The 16,218-nt window shown below is 38.3% G+C and carries 11 protein-coding genes; 5 read left to right on the forward strand and 6 right to left on the reverse strand.

What is annotated here, in order from left to right:
- Positions 1-150: 150 nt before the first annotated feature.
- Entirely contained in the window at positions 151-324 is a 174-nt protein-coding gene (locus tag ACMZ42_RS07260; RefSeq protein WP_415731021.1) for a hypothetical protein, read from the reverse strand.
- Positions 325-431: 107 nt separating this feature from the next.
- On the opposite strand from ACMZ42_RS07260, the gene ACMZ42_RS07265 reads away from it, so the two are divergent.
- Both ACMZ42_RS07265 and ACMZ42_RS07270 read left to right on the forward strand, forming a co-directional pair.
- The gene (locus tag ACMZ42_RS07265; protein ID WP_415731022.1) at positions 432-1,805 is read left to right on the forward strand and encodes an HD domain-containing protein; all 1,374 of its coding nucleotides are present in this window, start codon (positions 432-434) and stop codon (positions 1,803-1,805) included.
- Between the two features lie 484 nt (positions 1,806-2,289).
- Entirely contained in the window at positions 2,290-7,758 is a 5,469-nt protein-coding gene (locus ACMZ42_RS07270) for a collagen binding domain-containing protein (RefSeq protein ID WP_415731023.1), read from the forward strand.
- Positions 7,759-7,808: 50 nt separating this feature from the next.
- Here the strand turns inward: ACMZ42_RS07270 and ACMZ42_RS07275 are convergent, their stop codons facing one another.
- Positions 7,809-8,477 carry a class A sortase gene (locus ACMZ42_RS07275; protein WP_370083529.1) on the reverse strand — a complete coding sequence of 223 codons (669 nt, stop codon included), beginning with the start codon at positions 8,475-8,477 and terminating at the stop codon, positions 7,809-7,811.
- A gap of 302 nt (positions 8,478-8,779) precedes the next feature.
- The gene (locus tag ACMZ42_RS07280; protein WP_053484500.1) at positions 8,780-8,965 is read right to left on the reverse strand and encodes a 2-hydroxymuconate tautomerase; all 186 of its coding nucleotides are present in this window, start codon (positions 8,963-8,965) and stop codon (positions 8,780-8,782) included.
- Between the two features lie 167 nt (positions 8,966-9,132).
- On the opposite strand from ACMZ42_RS07280, the gene ACMZ42_RS07285 reads away from it, so the two are divergent.
- Positions 9,133-9,648: a YwhD family protein gene (locus ACMZ42_RS07285; RefSeq protein WP_400935916.1), complete on the forward strand. Its 516-nt coding sequence runs from the start codon at positions 9,133-9,135 to the stop codon at positions 9,646-9,648.
- Positions 9,649-9,993: 345 nt separating this feature from the next.
- On the opposite strand, the gene ACMZ42_RS07290 is transcribed toward ACMZ42_RS07285, so the two are convergent.
- A complete protein-coding gene (locus ACMZ42_RS07290; RefSeq protein WP_415731024.1) occupies positions 9,994-12,048 on the reverse strand; it encodes a transglycosylase domain-containing protein in 2,055 nt (684 codons plus the stop codon).
- Between the two features lie 406 nt (positions 12,049-12,454).
- Between ACMZ42_RS07290 and speB the strand changes: the two genes are divergently transcribed.
- A complete protein-coding gene (gene speB, locus ACMZ42_RS07295; protein ID WP_053484497.1) occupies positions 12,455-13,327 on the forward strand; it encodes an agmatinase in 873 nt (290 codons plus the stop codon).
- 314 nt (positions 13,328-13,641) lie between these two features.
- Here the strand turns inward: speB and ACMZ42_RS07300 are convergent, their stop codons facing one another.
- Both ACMZ42_RS07300 and ACMZ42_RS07305 read right to left on the reverse strand, forming a co-directional pair.
- Entirely contained in the window at positions 13,642-14,286 is a 645-nt protein-coding gene (locus ACMZ42_RS07300) for an FMN-dependent NADH-azoreductase (protein WP_415731026.1), read from the reverse strand.
- A 42-nt stretch (positions 14,287-14,328) separates the two neighbouring features.
- Positions 14,329-14,802, reverse strand: a complete 474-nt coding sequence (locus ACMZ42_RS07305; RefSeq protein WP_415731027.1) for a carboxymuconolactone decarboxylase family protein — start codon at positions 14,800-14,802, stop codon at positions 14,329-14,331.
- A 185-nt stretch (positions 14,803-14,987) separates the two neighbouring features.
- On the opposite strand from ACMZ42_RS07305, the gene ACMZ42_RS07310 reads away from it, so the two are divergent.
- On the forward strand, positions 14,988-15,836 hold the full coding sequence (locus tag ACMZ42_RS07310; protein ID WP_415731028.1) for a sigma-70 family RNA polymerase sigma factor: 849 nt from the start codon (positions 14,988-14,990) through the stop codon (positions 15,834-15,836).
- Positions 15,837-16,218 lie beyond the last annotated feature (382 nt).

Below are 16,218 nucleotides of genomic sequence, written 5' to 3' on the forward strand. Positions count from 1 at the left end.
AGTCATTGAGGTGACGGAAAGAAGAGCCAGAGCGACGGAAAGAATCATCAGAGCGACGGAAAGTCATCGAGGTGACGGAAAGAAGAGTCAAAGCGACGGAAAGAATCATCGAAACGACGGAAAGAAGAACTGAAGCGATGGATAAAATCTTCAGAGCGACGGAAGGCCATCGAGGTGACGGAAAGAAGAGCTAGAGTGACGGAAAAAATCATCAGAGCGACGGAAGGTCATCGAGGTGACGGAAAGAAGAGTCAAAGCGACGGATAGAGTCATCGAAGCGACGGAAAGACTCCCAGGAAAGCGCCCAGTTGGAACGGAAATCAACCCCACATTATGGTGATGAGCATGGAAATTAGGTCAATAGAATCCTAAATTAAGACGAGAATACAGCGAGTTAGGTTGATAGTCTCTATAATTAAAAGGAAATATGTATGCTAGTCCTATATTTATCGCATATAATAGAACAAATAGGAAACGGGGGTGCTGTACAATTGACACATTATGCAAAAGCTAAATTACAAGAGGAAAAAGTATTCAAGGATCCAGTGCATCGTTATGTGCATGTACGGGATCAAGCGATTTGGGATCTAGTTGGCACGAAAGAATTTCAGCGATTACGACGAATTCGCCAGCTCGGTACAACATTTTTAGTATTCCATGGAGCGGAGCATAGCCGCTTTAGTCACTCGCTTGGCGTTTACGAAATTGTACGCCGCATAGTAGATGATATATTTGCAGGTCGTCCTGAATGGGATGAGGATGAACGACTGCTTGTGCTTTGTGCAGCCCTATTACACGATTTAGGGCATGGGCCATTTTCACACGCTTTTGAAAATGTCTTTGAGCTTGATCATGAATTTTATACAAGACAAATTTTGCTCGGCGATACAGAAGTGAATGCAGTATTAAAAAAAGTATCAGCTGATTTTCCAGAGAAAGTATCACAGGTAATTGAAAAAACATATCCGAATAAGCAGGTCGTCAGTTTAATATCAAGCCAAATAGACGCTGATCGTATGGATTACTTACAGCGTGATGCTTATTTCACTGGCGTAAGCTATGGTCATTTTGATATGGAACGTATTTTAAGAGTGATGCGTCCACGAAAAAATCAGGTCGTTATTAAGGCGACGGGCATGCATGCGGTAGAAGATTATATAATGAGCCGCTATCAAATGTATTTACAGATTTATTTCCACCCAGTATCTCGCAGTGCAGAGGTTGTTTTAAATAATATTTTAAAACGAGCTAAACAACTAAGCTTGGCAGGCTACAAATTTAAGCACGAGCCTACACACTTTTTAGCGTTTTTCCGCAACTCAATTACGCTTGAGGACTATCTTGCATTAGATGAAAGTATTCTTTTTACATATTTTCAGCTTTGGATGCAAGAGGAAGATGCTATATTAAGTGACTTAAGCCGCCGTTTTGTTAATCGAAAGTTATTTCAATACATCGATTTAGACCCAGGTGTAGAGCTAGATAAATATCAAAAACTCCAAGAACTCTTCAAGCAAGCTGATTTAAATCCAGAATATTACCTTGTCCACGATACGACGGCAGATTTACCTTATGACTTTTATCGACCTGGAGAGGAAGAAGTGCGTGTTCCTATTTTCTTAGAAATGAAAAATGGAGAGCTACGAGAGCTATCGCGTGAATCTATTATTGTTGATTCTATTTCTGGTCGCATGAAGCGAGATCATAAAGTCTATTTCCCTCTAGATTTCTTAGAAGACAACAGTACCCATTCCGATATTAAGAAGCAAATATTAGCCTTACTTCAAGGAAAAGGGAAAAATTAAAAAATTTTTTTTATGTATAAAAATATGTATATAAAATAATTAAATTAAATAGTATTCCAACATACAAATAGTGAAAAACAGTGAAAGTACTCTAATTGAGTTATTTTCACTGTTTTTTTGTCGTGTATAAAGATGAAAAAAGTGGAAATAATATAGAATTTTTTAGAATTTTTTAAATAGAAAGTCCGTGATTGTTTAGAAATTGTTTAGTATCATCTTTTATAATGAGCCTAAAACCCTAAGGGGGGTGAGGCCTATTATTGAAGGTGTCACAAAAGTACTATGTATACATTCGAATTGTACATCGAACATACATAAGTCATCATGAATACCTACTAGTGAGTACTTAATAGAATGTATGACGACATCTGAATAGGAGGAAAGAGAGATCAACCAATGTTTGTAGCATACCATTACAAAAAGGATGCAACGTCGTCAGCAAACACCAACAGGTATCCCTCGGAACTTAGAAAAGGAGAGAAACATGAAGAAATTAAAAAAATTAAACATAGCAATGATCTTAATGCTACTCGTATTCCAAACAGTACTATCACCGATATCAGTGTTTGCAATTGATATAGATTCAAATACTGGAGTAACTGAAACAACAATTCCTGAAGAACCAGCTTCAGTAGAAGACGGATCACCTATCAATGAAGGCGATGGTACCAGTGATGGGACTGTAGAAGAAGAAAACACTGTAGAAGAAGAAAACACTGTAGATACACCTGAACAGTCAGAAGTCCCAAGTACTTCTACAGAGGAAACAGAAAATGTCGGAGAAGATAGTAACTCAGCAAAACCTGAACCGACTGAGGAAGAAGCTTCAGAAGAGAAAGATTTAGAAAATAATGAGCTAGCAGAAGAACCAGCTTCAGAAATGAAACCAGCTAGCATGCAAGGTGACATAGAAATGTCATTCGCCGGCCTACGCCTTTTTGATTCAAATGGTGTTCTAATTAATAATGCTGGCGATTTAGCAAGTTATACAGGTCCTAAGCCTAAAAAAGGTGATACTGTATATCTGAATTATTTATTTAATGTAAACCCAAAACAAGATTATGGAATAGGTTCTACATTTACCTTCCAATTGCCTGCAAATATGATTGAAGAGTTTAATCCAGGTTCGTTTAATCAAGAAAGAACTTTAGAGCAAACTGGTGACTGGGCGGCGTATACTTCAAGCTATGATAGTGGGAGTAAAACTGTTACGGTAACTCTGAATAGCGATCTTGAAGCAGAGCAAGTTGGGCAAATTAATTTTAACTTTATGGCAAAGTTCGGTAATTTCGCTAATGAAGATGATCTTGAACAGGAAATGGATATTCCCATTATCGGAAAAGATAGTGTTAAGTTGCCGATTAAATTTACTCCACAAGGTAGTGGTCAACTATTATCAAAAGAAGCAGGAACAATTTCACGTGCTGCAGATGGTACAGTAACGATTCCGTGGACAGTATGGGTAAATACAGGTGGCGAGTATTTAAGTGGCGCTATTTTAAATGACACAACGGATGGCAAGCATGAATTGAAAGGGAATATTACTGTAGAACGATACAAAATCGGTTTGAATGGTTTTGACAAAAATAGTCCGGGAAAACTAGAGGATATAGATAGTTCTACAACTGAATTTCCAGTTAATTTAGCTGACGGTTACTATGCTTATAAGGTGACTTATGAAACTGAGGTAACTGCTGACCCAACAAAATCGAAAATGAAGTATGAAAATACAGCTACACTAACAGGAAAAGACATCAAGGAGAATGCAGAGGGATTCAAGACTGTAGAGTATGGGCCAAGTTTAGAAAAGTCTCTGAATGGGGATAAATACCAATCTACATGGACTATTAAGTATAACTGGTTAGGTCAAAAAATTGATGCTAGTGAAGCGCAGTTAACCGATTTGATGACTACGAGTTCGAATACAACAGGAAAACATAAAATTGACTACAATAATTTTAAAGTATATCGGGTGACATTAGATTCAGATGGTCAAACTGAAAAAAATGAAGAACTTCTTTCAAAAGATAAGGATTATAGCTTAAAAGTGGAAAAAGACCATGGCTTTACTATTGACTTCAATCATGCGTCTAACGTAAATGCAGACGGTAAAGTTACATCAGCATTTAAAATTAGATACGTGACAGAGCTTGAAGATGAGTTTGTTACAGATGCTAATGCAGGTACTATTACTAATACAGTAACAAGAGTTGATACAGATGAAGAAAAAACGGCTTCGATAGATCTTGGTTCTGCAATATTTAGTAAATCTGGTGGTAAAGCTGAAACAATTGACTATGTAAATAAAACAATTACATGGACATTAAAAATTACTGCTGAAAAAGATTTAAAAGATTTCACAATAACAGACAGCTTTACGACAGAAAATAAAGATGACAAAAAATTAAAGCATACATTAACTTCTTTGGGGGGGACTAACAAATTCTATGATGTTACTGGTGCAGAAAGTTTGACGTATAACATCACAGATTTAGATGGTAATTCACCAGCTGAAGGTAATGAAGGCTTTAAGGTGAATTTTAGTAGCGACATTCCTAAAGATAGTGTAATTACTATTCAATATAAAACAAAATACGAAATTGAACCAAATGGTGGCGTTGCAATAGCTTATCACAATACAGCAAATGCAATTTGGGATGGTATTAATAGCTCTAATAATAAGGCATCGGATACTTCCAGTTATAAACCAAATGCAACTTCACCGACGAATAAAAATGGTTATAAAAAAGTTTCTGTAGATAATAGCACACAAGAATTTTCTTGGAGTATTGGTATCAATATCAATAAAAAAGATATTAGTAAAGCTACAATTATAGACAAACTTGGGGAAGGTCATTATATTCCAATTCCAGAAGGCAAAGAGTTAAAAGACCAAATTACGATTTCAAAACTAAATTTAACGACTGAAGAAGGAGTAAAGTTTATTCCGAATCAGGAATTATCTTCCGACAAATGGGGAGTCGTGGAGCATAAGACGGATGGGAAAGTAACAGGATTTACAATTAATTTGAAAGATCTTAAAGATACCGAAAATTATGAAGCGTATTTAATAGAATACAAATCAAAGGATTCGGATGATGTCTTTGGTCAAAGCTCAGGAAATAAAAGAGATTATACGAATACTGCAACATTAAATACAATTGAAGATGGAAGCTATGATTACTCTGTTACAGCTCAGATTACTGAAAAAGCAAATGAATTAATTACAAAATCAGCAAAAACTGACCCTGCTAATGATATTATTAATTGGCAAATAACTGTGAATGCTTCGAATTCGAAACTGGGAAATATTACATTAACAGATAAGCCATCTAGCAATCAAAAAGTATTAACTGATACTTTTACTAAGCAAGAAATTAAGTTGAATGCTAATGGAGTGTCCCAACCACAAGGTCCTGCAGTATCTATTGACCCAAGTGAGATTAAGCTAAATGAGAATGGAGGCTTTAGTCTTGATTTAGGTAATTTAGATGGCAAAGGCTATATCATTAAATACTCTACATTCTTCATGGGTGATGGTAACAAAGGTGAAACAGTCTCAAATGAGGCATCAATCGATTATGGTGGAGCTTCATCTGCAGGTACGAATGAAAAGGATAATGATAGTAAAGAATTTAAATATAGTTCATCAGATACTAGCGCATCAGGAGTTAAAGGTACACTGCAATTGAAAAAATTCAAAGTAAATCCTCTAACAGGAGATCGTGAAGAATTTGAAGATGTTAAATTCGAGTTATGGAATAAAAATAATACAATCAAACTTGCTGACGGAATAACGGATGAAGATGGAACAATTATCTTTGAGGAAGTTCGTTATGGTAAGTATACGTTGAGAGAAATTACACCAACAGGTTATGTTGAAAATTCACCTTTTGTAATTACGATGAGTGAAAGAATTGATATAAGTGATGGTGGAAAATCATACGTTATTGAAAATATTGAAGATATAGATTTATCCTCTGCATGTCCACTATTCACAATAACTGTAAAAGATATTGACGGGAATCTAGTTAAAGACACTGCAATTAAATTATTGGATAGTAATGGTGTTGAGAAGCATTCAGGTACATTAGACTTAAATGGACAATTAAAATTTGACCGTAAATCTGTCCAAGCTGGTGAATACACAGTAGTAGATAGTAATGGAGAACCATTAGGACAAGGAAAAGTAACCGTGAAGTACGGTAAAGATAGTAACGACGAGGAATGTGGAGCTATATTACAGCCTACAAATTCGTGTCCGGTATTTACAATTACACTAAAAGACGAAAATGGTAAACCACGTCCAAATGTAACAGTTACATTAAAGGATAAAGACGGTAAAGAAATAACAACAAAAACTGATGACAATGGAATAATTAAAATAGAACCAATTCCATCTGCAGGAAAGTATTATCTTTACGAAGGAAAGCAATTCCTTAAAGAAGTGACTATTAGTTATAAAGATGGCTGTGAAGCTGAAGTACAACAAGCACCTACGTGTCCTGAGTTTACATTAACTGTAAATGATGTAGATGGTAAGCCTCGTGAGGGTGTAAAAGTTACACTTGAAAATGTAGATACAAAGAAAACTATTGAAGTTGAAGAGTTAACTAATAGTAAAGGGAAAGTAACAATTCCTAAACTAGAGCCAGGAAGATATATGGTTTATGATGAAACTGGTAAAATTAAAGAGTTTACAGTAGATACAGACTGTGAAGCAACTGTTCAACCAGCACCAAAATGTGACCTATTCACATTAACAGTGAAGGATGAAAATGGTAAACCACGTCCTAATGTTAGCAATATCACAATCAAAGATGAAACAGGTGCAATTATTGCTACAAACCAAACGACAAATGAATTAGGACAAATTACTATTGAGCCTAAAGAAATTCCTTCTGGTGAGTATAGTGTATATCAAGGTGATCTATACATTGGTCAAATAACAGTTAAATATTCAGTTAAATGTGGAGCAGAAGTATCAGCAGCACCTGCTTGTCCTGAGTTTACATTGACTGTACAAACTAAGTTTGGAACGCCTAATGCGAATGCAAAGATCACAGTAAAAGATGCTAACGGTAATATCGTTAAGGGTGTAGACAACAGTGAAGTTCTAACAACAAGTATTGCTGGAACGGTTGTATTGCCAAACGAAGCTATTAAACAAGGAACGTACTATGTATATGAAGGAAGTAGTTTAATTGGCTCATTTACTGTAAAAGATACATGTTCTGCATTAGTAAAACCAAACCCTGATCCAGGCCCAGGTCCAAATCCAGGCCCAGGTCCAAATCCAGGCCCAGGTCCAAATCCAGGCCCAGGTCCAAATCCAGGCCCAGGTCCAAATCCAGGCCCGGGACCAAATCCAGAACCGGAAAAACCAGTTGATCCAAACAAACCAAAACCAGAACCAGAGAAACCAGTTGATCCAAACAAACCAAATCCAGATCCGGAGAAACCGGTTGATCCAAACAAACCAAATCCAGATCCGGAAAAACCAGTTGATCCAAACAAACCAAATCCAGAACCAGAGAAACCAGTTGATCCAGAAAATCCAGGTAACCCAACAACAGATTCGAAAAATCCAACGAATCCTGGAAAACCTGAAACAACAAAACCTGGAAAACCATCTGTACAAGAAGTCATTGACCAAGGGAAAGACTTAAAGCCATACAATCCTTCTACAGCAAATAAAGACACTTTAGATGCATATAAGGATTTCCTCGATAAATACAACAAGTTATCTAAAGAGGAACAGGAAGAAGTAGCAAAATCTCTTGATATTGACAAAATCAAAGCAGATGCTAAAGAAATGGAAGCGCAGTTAAAGGCACAAGGTAAACTGCCACAAACAAATGGAGCAAACCAAACAGCTCTTACACTAATTGGTGTGGCTCTCGTTCTAGGTGCATTATTCTTATTGCGCCGTCGCAATACAGAAGTGAAATAATTTTCAATAAGAAAGCCCCAAGATGATAAAATCTTGGGGCTTTTCTTATGCTAAAAAGTTTCTGATAGTTTTGCAGGTGCTTGGTCGAATGGATATTGCTCGACAAAATCTGCTTGTACGGCAAGTCGTTTCGTACCTCTATCAGCGCATGTCACGAGGGTTAAAATAGTTTTATCAAGGATGTCATTAATAACATAAACATCCGTTGCAGCGATGATTTCCTTGATCGTTATTTTGTACTCATAAATATTCGTTAAATCCGTTAAATAAATCGTATCTCCGATGTTCGCTTTGTATAAGGGGCCAAATAAAATATCTTTTTCCTCAAAGTAATGACCTGCTAATGCGTAGTTTCCTTGCCCGAGTTTTTGATTAGGCTTCATAGTGCCTGCTCCAACGGCAAGAGATGCATTACCAACTCCTTTGACGATAGGAAGTTTCATACCAACACTAGGGACAGCGATACTGCCAATGACCGGCATTTTATTTGCGGTTGTTTGAGCTTTTAAAACTTCCGCAATGGATAGAGATTGCACTGCTTCAAATTCAAAATCGGCATCCGCATTATTGTTTTTTTCAATATCTTCTGCACTGTAATCAGTTGTATTTAGTTGTTTACTCAAATGAGCGATGATTGCATTTTGAATGGGGTTAATAAAAATAAGTAAGAGGCCAACGATGAGCATACAAATAAGTAGTGATAGTTTAAATTTATTCATTTCATAGTTCACATCCTAGTATTGAAATTACGAGTTGTCGGTACAACAGATCCTGTTCCACCGCTAAAACAGTGAGAATCGTCGCTAAAGGGTCAAGTTCCGCCGCTAAAACGGTAAATATCGCCGCTAAAGGGTCAAGTTCCGCCGCTAAAACGGTAAATAACACCGCTAAAGGTCAAGTTCCGCCGCTAAAAAGTAAATATCGCCGCTAATGGGCCATATTCCGCCGTTAAAACTGAAAAACGACGATACCCATACGTTAAAAATGGGTAGAGCTTTTTATGCTCTACCCGTCCTACTCTTTATTTATCGCTGAAGCGCACGCCTGCAACACCGTAATGGTTTTTAGACATTTCTTCGATGAAGACTGTTACATTTTCTGGTGGCGCATTAACTGTACGAGAAACGGCTTCTGTTACTTCTTTTACTAGTGCGCGTTTTTGTTCCTCTGTACGACCTTCAAGCATTTTCACTGTTACGTATGGCATAATATTGCCTCCTTTATTGAATAATGTTGTATAGTTAGTTTATAAGAAAGTATAAACTTCTTACTTGTATATAGGCATATGCGCAATGTCAGTGTCGTGTTCATTACGGTGCTAATGCGCTTAACTATGCTTTACTTTTATAATAGCAGAACGGAGGTAGTTAAAGTATGGCAAATGAAGAAAAAGCAAAACAAAAAATGGGCTTTACTATTATTAAAAATGACCCAACAGACGGACATAAGGGATTTGGTATCGGTTCGCTTTCGCTTGAAAACGTATCGCCAGTCATTATCGATATAGAAGAGGGGACGGCATCAGTTGAAATTGGTGCTATGCATGCTCGCAGTGATGTGGAACGAGGTATTAAATTTACGACAGATCGTGCTGATTCAGAAGGTGGGAAACCGTATTGGTTGGTTTGGGTGACAATAGACCATAAAGCGGATGGACCTTACTATGCAGGTGTGACGGCGTGTGAAATGGTAGTTAATCGTGAAAAACGTCGTGGCTATAAAATTTTAGCTGATCATGTGAATAAAATGGATAAATCAATGAAGCGTCATATTATTGTAGAACATATGGATGCACCATCTAAAAAGATGTTAGCTTCTTTCCTAGAAGAGCTTAATCCGGACTTGTGGGCACGTAGTGAGGAGCAATTGCGTCAAGATTTATTTGTTTAATAGACCTGCAATGATTGAACAATCTGTGACATTTTGCAATCGCCTTCGATATAAGGTTGAAAGTGGATTTGAAACGAAGTAAACTTGATGCAGAGCTTACATTTTAGTAAGCTAGGACACTTGGTTCTGCGAATGTGATGAGCACTATGCGGCATTTGAACAACCCAAACCCAAGCCAAATGCCCCATGATGCTGATCTACTTCGCGAACCATAAATAAGAAAAGCTTTCTGTTCCCACGGACACGGCTCCGGGGAAGAGAAAGCTTTTCTTTTTCGTATATGTCTGTACTTTGTCGAGAGACTTCGTTAATTAAAACGTCTATCTCTGATAAAGGTTCCGTATGTTAATCTTTAAAAATGGAGAATGGAAGCATATTCCAGAATTTCCCCCACGTATTCGTATCGAGAATATCGAAGTTTGAACATTTTTCAGTTGGTACATCTTTAGCATCCATATAGACGAGACGTTGTTTCGGGCAGGCATCTGTTGCTAACTTACCTGATTCAATATCGATGACCGCACCTTTAACGTCTTTAGGCTTTGCAAAATCTTCGTTCTTTGTTCCTTTATTGACAGCCTCCATAAAGTCGATCCAAATTTGCTTTGTAGATGCAGTATCTTCTCTTTCTGTTAGATTTTTTCCTTGGTCATAGCCGTTCCACACGCCAGCAGTTAAGCTAGGTGTAAATCCAATTAGCCACTGATCGCTATTTGTAGAGCCAGATTTGGCTGCATACGTATGCGTCATGCGAGAGCGAATGCCAATCCCTGTAGCAGGAGAATAATCACTAAAGACTGGATCGAAAATACCCGTCATCATTTCTGTTAAGATATACGTATTTTCTTTTGAGAGAACAGTCTCATCTTCTTTATCAGCTTCTTTATTTTCATAGATGATATCGCCATTTGCATTTTTAATAGAAACAATAGTAGTAGGCGTAGTTTTTTTACCTTGCGATGCTAAAATATTATAAGCATTCGTCATTTCATATAATGTTGTTTCAGTCGTTCCAAGCGCGATAGATAAATTGTCCTTAGTACCGATATTCACGTTGAAGCGATTAGCCATATTATGAAATGCTTTAAATCCAATTTCCTCTAAAGTTTTCACAGCGTATATATTATCTGAAATAGCGATAGCTTGGGCCATAGACATATCATGGTTTGCGAATTTGCCATTAACATTTTTGGGTGCATATGTGGCACGTCCATGATCATAAGTGAAAGTTGTCTCACCTACATTTAAATAGGTTAAAGGTGTATAACCATTCTCTAAAGCTGCCGCATATAAAATAGGTTTAATGGTTGAGCCTGGCTGACGTTTTGCCTGTGTAACTCGGTTAAATGAACTTGTAGCATAGTCGCGACCACCAACTAATGCTGTAACGGCGCCTGATTTGGATTTCATACTTACAAAAGCAGTTTGGAGATCATCATTAGGCATATGTTTGGCTACAGCTTCTTCCGCTGCCTTTTGGTGTTCTAGATTAAGGGTTGTTTGGATAGTCCAGCCACCTTCACTAATGTCGAGATTTTTCGCTTTCAAAATTTCACTAGCCTCTTGCCATGCTACGTCAAGGAAAAATGGTGCTACTGATTTTGCTGCTACCCAGCTATCATTCTTTAAGACAAGCTTTTCACTTTCTGCACGTGTTTTTTCATCTTGCGTAATAGCACCTTGATCGGCCATCAGTTTTAAAATAACGTGTTGGCGATTAGTTGCTTTATCTAGATTGACAATAGGGGAGTAAATACTTGGCCCTTTTGGAATTCCTGTTAACATTGCAGCTTCTGCTAATGTTAAGTCTTTTGCTGATTTTCCGAAATAAAATCGACTAGCTGCTTCTACGCCGTACATCCCATGTCCGTAGTAAACAGTATTTAAGTAGCCTTCCAATATTTCATCCTTATTATAAAAAACTTCTAATCTATAAGCATACAGTGCTTCATTTAATTTTCGTGTCCAAGATTTTTCATGTGAAAGATATAGATTTCGAGCATATTGTTGCGTAATTGTACTTGCTCCTTGAACCTTCCCCCCAGCCTTAAGGTCCACTAATAATGCACCAGCGATACGAGAAAAATCCAAACCGCCATGCTTATAAAAATCTTTATCCTCAACAGCGACTACTGCTTTTGCTAAATAGGGGGACATCTCATCACGCCCAACCCAATAACGTCGTTCATTCGTAAAGTGATCCCCAATTTGGTTCTCATTTTCATCTAAGAAAATAGAGGCTTTAGGTACGGTTAAAGGTGGGGCACCAGCCACTTGAACATAGACGCGTAAAGCTATAAATGCTACTACAATTGCAGATGTAAAGGCGATAAAAAGGGTAAGTGCTTTACGCGTACGCTTTACACGCTTTTGTTTACGTTGATAGCTTTTTCTCTGCATCCGACTTCACCTCGTTTTCTCACACTTGCGTATAGTATGTGTCTGAACATTCATATTTAATCGAAATTATTGGTAAAAACTATTGCACTTTATTCAAAAACATCTATACTTTTTTTGTACTGTTTGAAATGCTAGTGTTCGACAAAAAATAACACATTGTAGAGTTTAATCGAATTTTGCTAGACATTCCAATAATGTATACGAGGATACAAGGATAGAGGTTTCATTACATTCCTGTAAGTCCTTAATAGAGTAATGATAAAAGGTTCATCATCGAAGGATTTGAATGACATTTTGTTAGAATTGCAGTGGTGAAGATGGATGCCCCAGAAAAGCGCCCAGAACGGATATCAACTCTAGTGGTGAAAATGAATTTAGTAATTTCTAATATAGTGGAGGTCGAGTAATGAGATTTGATGAAGCTTATTCAGGAAATGTTTTTATAAAAAGTCATCCTACATATGAGGATGCTCAGGCGGTCATTTATGGTATGCCAATGGACTGGACAGTTAGTTATCGTCCGGGCTCACGTTTTGGTCCGCAGCGTATCCGTGAAGTATCTATTGGACTAGAAGAATATAGTCCATATTTAGACCGCGAGCTAGAAGAAGTGAAATATTTTGATGCGGGTGATATACCATTACCATTCGGTAACGCTCAGCGCTCGCTAGATGAAATTGAAAAGTATATCGAGAAGCTTTTAGCAGATGATAAGATTCCTGTAGGTATGGGTGGCGAACATTTAGTATCGTGGCCTGTTATGAAAGCAGTATCAGCAAAATATGATGACCTAGCAATTATCCACTTCGATGCACATACAGACTTACGTGTAGAATATGAAGGGGAGCCACTTTCTCACTCAACACCTATTCGCAAAATTGCTGAACATATTGGACCGAAAAATGTCTATTCATTTGGTATTCGTTCAGGTATGAAGGAAGAATTCGAATGGGCGAAGGAAAATGGCATGCACATTTCAAAATTTGAAGTGCTAGAACCATTAAAAGAAGTATTACCGTCTTTAGCGGGACGTAATGTTTACGTTACGATTGATATAGATGTACTTGACCCAGCGCATGCACCAGGTACAGGAACAGTAGATTGCGGAGGCATTACATCAAAAGAATTACTAGCGTCAATCCATGCGATTGCTGCAAGTAACGTCAATGTAGTGGGCTTTGATCTAGTTGAAGTAGCACCAATCTACGACTCATCAGAAATGACTGCGAATACAGCTTCAAAACTATTAAGAGAAATGATTTTGGGTTGGGTAAAATAAAGCAATAAAACACTCATAATGCTTTCTGCGACGAAAGTGAAACGTCAGTCGCAAATATTGCTTCTAAGCTATTAAGAGAAATGATTTTGGGTTGGGTAAAATAATACGGGCTTCGTAAATGTTGATATGAAGCGGTTAGAGTGGGGTTTAGCTATGAGCTAGCCCCATTTTCCTTTAAACTCTGATATGGAGAATTAATGATATCCCTTTTGGCTAAGTCGCAACTGCGTTAATTGAACTACCGTATACAGAATCGTTCTACGATGGTGTGAGAGGTGGGGGGGTAGTCACCCCCTCCTACTCAACTCCTTCGCTTAGAAGTTTTCTGCTATTTTGTGGGCTTGTCGAATTGCCTTTTCCTTTAACTGCGAGGCTTGTTCAGGGTACTCGGCCATCCCTTCAACAAAGATGCCTTTAAAGTCAGTTATTCCCACGAACTCCATAATGACTTTTAGGTGACTGTGTCCCATTTCAAAACCCTCGGCGGGCGTATTTGAGCCGGGTGACAATACACTTCCGCTAGCTTGAATGTGGAGCGCTTTTTTATCGCCGAGCAAACCAATCCTACCAACATCAGGAAGATATTTAAATGTCTTACCTACGATACAAAAAGAATCAATATATGCTTTCATCACTGGGGGATAGGAGTAATTCCATATAGGAGTTACAAAGATATATTTATCTGCGGCCACAAATTGATCGGCAAGTTCATTAATACGTCCGATTTTCGTTTGCTCCGCAAGCGTTAATTCTTCGAAAGCAATTCCACTTTTAAGCTTGTCCCACCCATTTAAAACATCAGCGTCCAGATGGGGGATATTCATTTTATACAAATCGAGATGGATCACCTCATCTTGCGGATGAGCTGAACGGTAAGCTTGCATAAATTCTTTGCCTACCGCCATGGAATAGGATTGCTCATCACGTGGATGAGCTGTGATATAAAGTACTGTTGACATAATAAAAAAACCTCCTGTTTCTACAAGTAGTGACTGCTGATCTTATTTGCGGGACAAAACGTCCACTATTTGGCGTGTTGAGACGTTAAGCCTGTTGTAAAGATTAGCTGTGGAGATACCAGTAATGAGCGTAGCCAGTGCCGCTTCATCATAGTGAAGAGATGCTTCCTTGTACACTTCGTCTGGTACCGGATCGGTCTGGTTATGCAGTCGAGTTATCGATTCACTGAGCCCTAGAGCAGCACGTTCTGCGTCTGTGAAGTTTGACGTTTCGCGCCAAGCAGATACGGCTAGAAGTCGTTCGACTGATTCGCCAGCAGCCATTGCGATACGGGAATGAAGATCAACACAGACACTATCACCGTTGATTTGACTGGCACGAAGATAGGTAAGGTAAAGGGTACCAGCCGGCACACCGTTTTTCTCGGCTAACGCAAATAAAGCTTCGCCTAACGCTTGCAAGGATTGGCCCACTTCAGGCAAAAACATAACTGGATTTCTCATTCTTGATTGCATAGTAAACACTCCTTTGTAGATATAATAGAAACCCTTAAATGGGCCTCTCACTATAATGACGCATCAAATGGAGAGAGTGTGACGACGCAGATGATTGGCTTTTTGTCACATTGGCTGAACTTCATTCGTCAATATGATATAAAATATTATTAATGATAAAAGATATTGAAGGAGAATTCAGTCTTATGGAAGAGCAATTCGAATCGTACCGAAATCATTTGCAGGCATTGGCTTACCGTATGCTTGGATCTTTGACAGAAGCGGAGGATGCGGTGCAAGAAACTTGGTTACGTCTTCATCGTTCAGATAGAAGTGAGATTGAGAATTTAGGAGGATGGTTGACCACGGTCTTATCGCGGATTTGTCTCGACATGTTACGTTCGAGAAAAGCCAAGCATGAGGAATTCATGAACGAAGCTTTACCCGAAGTTTTTGCTAACTCTGAAGATCGATACAATCCGGAACAAGAAGCACTGTTGGCCGAATCAGTTGGACTCGCACTACTTGTTGTAATTGACAAACTAAATCCAGCGGAACGAATTGCCTTCGTGCTGCATGATATCTTTGCCATGCCATTCAACGAAATTGCACCTATTGTGGGGAAATCTGAACTAGCCACTAGAAAGCTTGCGAGCCGTGCGCGTCAAAAGGTAAGAGGAAAAGAGATGAGTTCACAATCCGATTTGGATCGTCAGCGTATACTTGTTGACGCTTTCCTTACTGCAGCATACGCTGGAGATTTCGATTCGCTGGTAGCGGTACTAGATCCGGATGTAGTCCTTCGAGATGATCGTGAAACAGGCACTCGAACTGAAACGCGAGGAGCCATGACCCTAGCCAAGAAGGTATCGGGGCGCGCCAAAGCTGCGCAGGTGGCCATTGTGGATGGATGTATCGGGGCGATTGCGGCTCCGAACGGGAAGTTAATTTACGTGATTCAATTCACAATAAAAGATGAGAAAATTGCCGAGGTGGACTTGATCTCCAATGCTGCTCGCCTTGGGCAACTTGACTTAACGATATTGAGTGATTGAAAGACCACCAACATTCCTTCTACTGTTAAATGAGATTTAGATTAACCCATTCCAAATTTTGTGAGCTTCAGCAGGAAATAAAGGTATACATGTTATAGCAATTGAGTTTACTGACGGGAAAAATCCTAAATTAAATCTATGAAAAATTTTATAAAACATTAATTCAAACAATGGTTTAATTCTAACATCATTTTCTTAGTATCGATAAGCTGAACATGGTGGTATTATGCAACCAAATAAAAAGATTGAAGCAATTAGGATAAATTGTTCTCAAAGGTATTTATAAACATCTTTTGATAAAAGGTCTTATCAAGCTTTTACAAATGATGTAGTTCATGTGATAGACGGGTTGGTAGTCCCAATTAGAGCTTGTTAGTCTAAA

The sequence above is a fragment of the Lysinibacillus sp. NPDC056185 genome (assembly GCF_047737915.1).
In the GTDB taxonomy this organism is placed as follows: Bacteria; Bacillota; Bacilli; order Bacillales_A; family Planococcaceae; genus Lysinibacillus.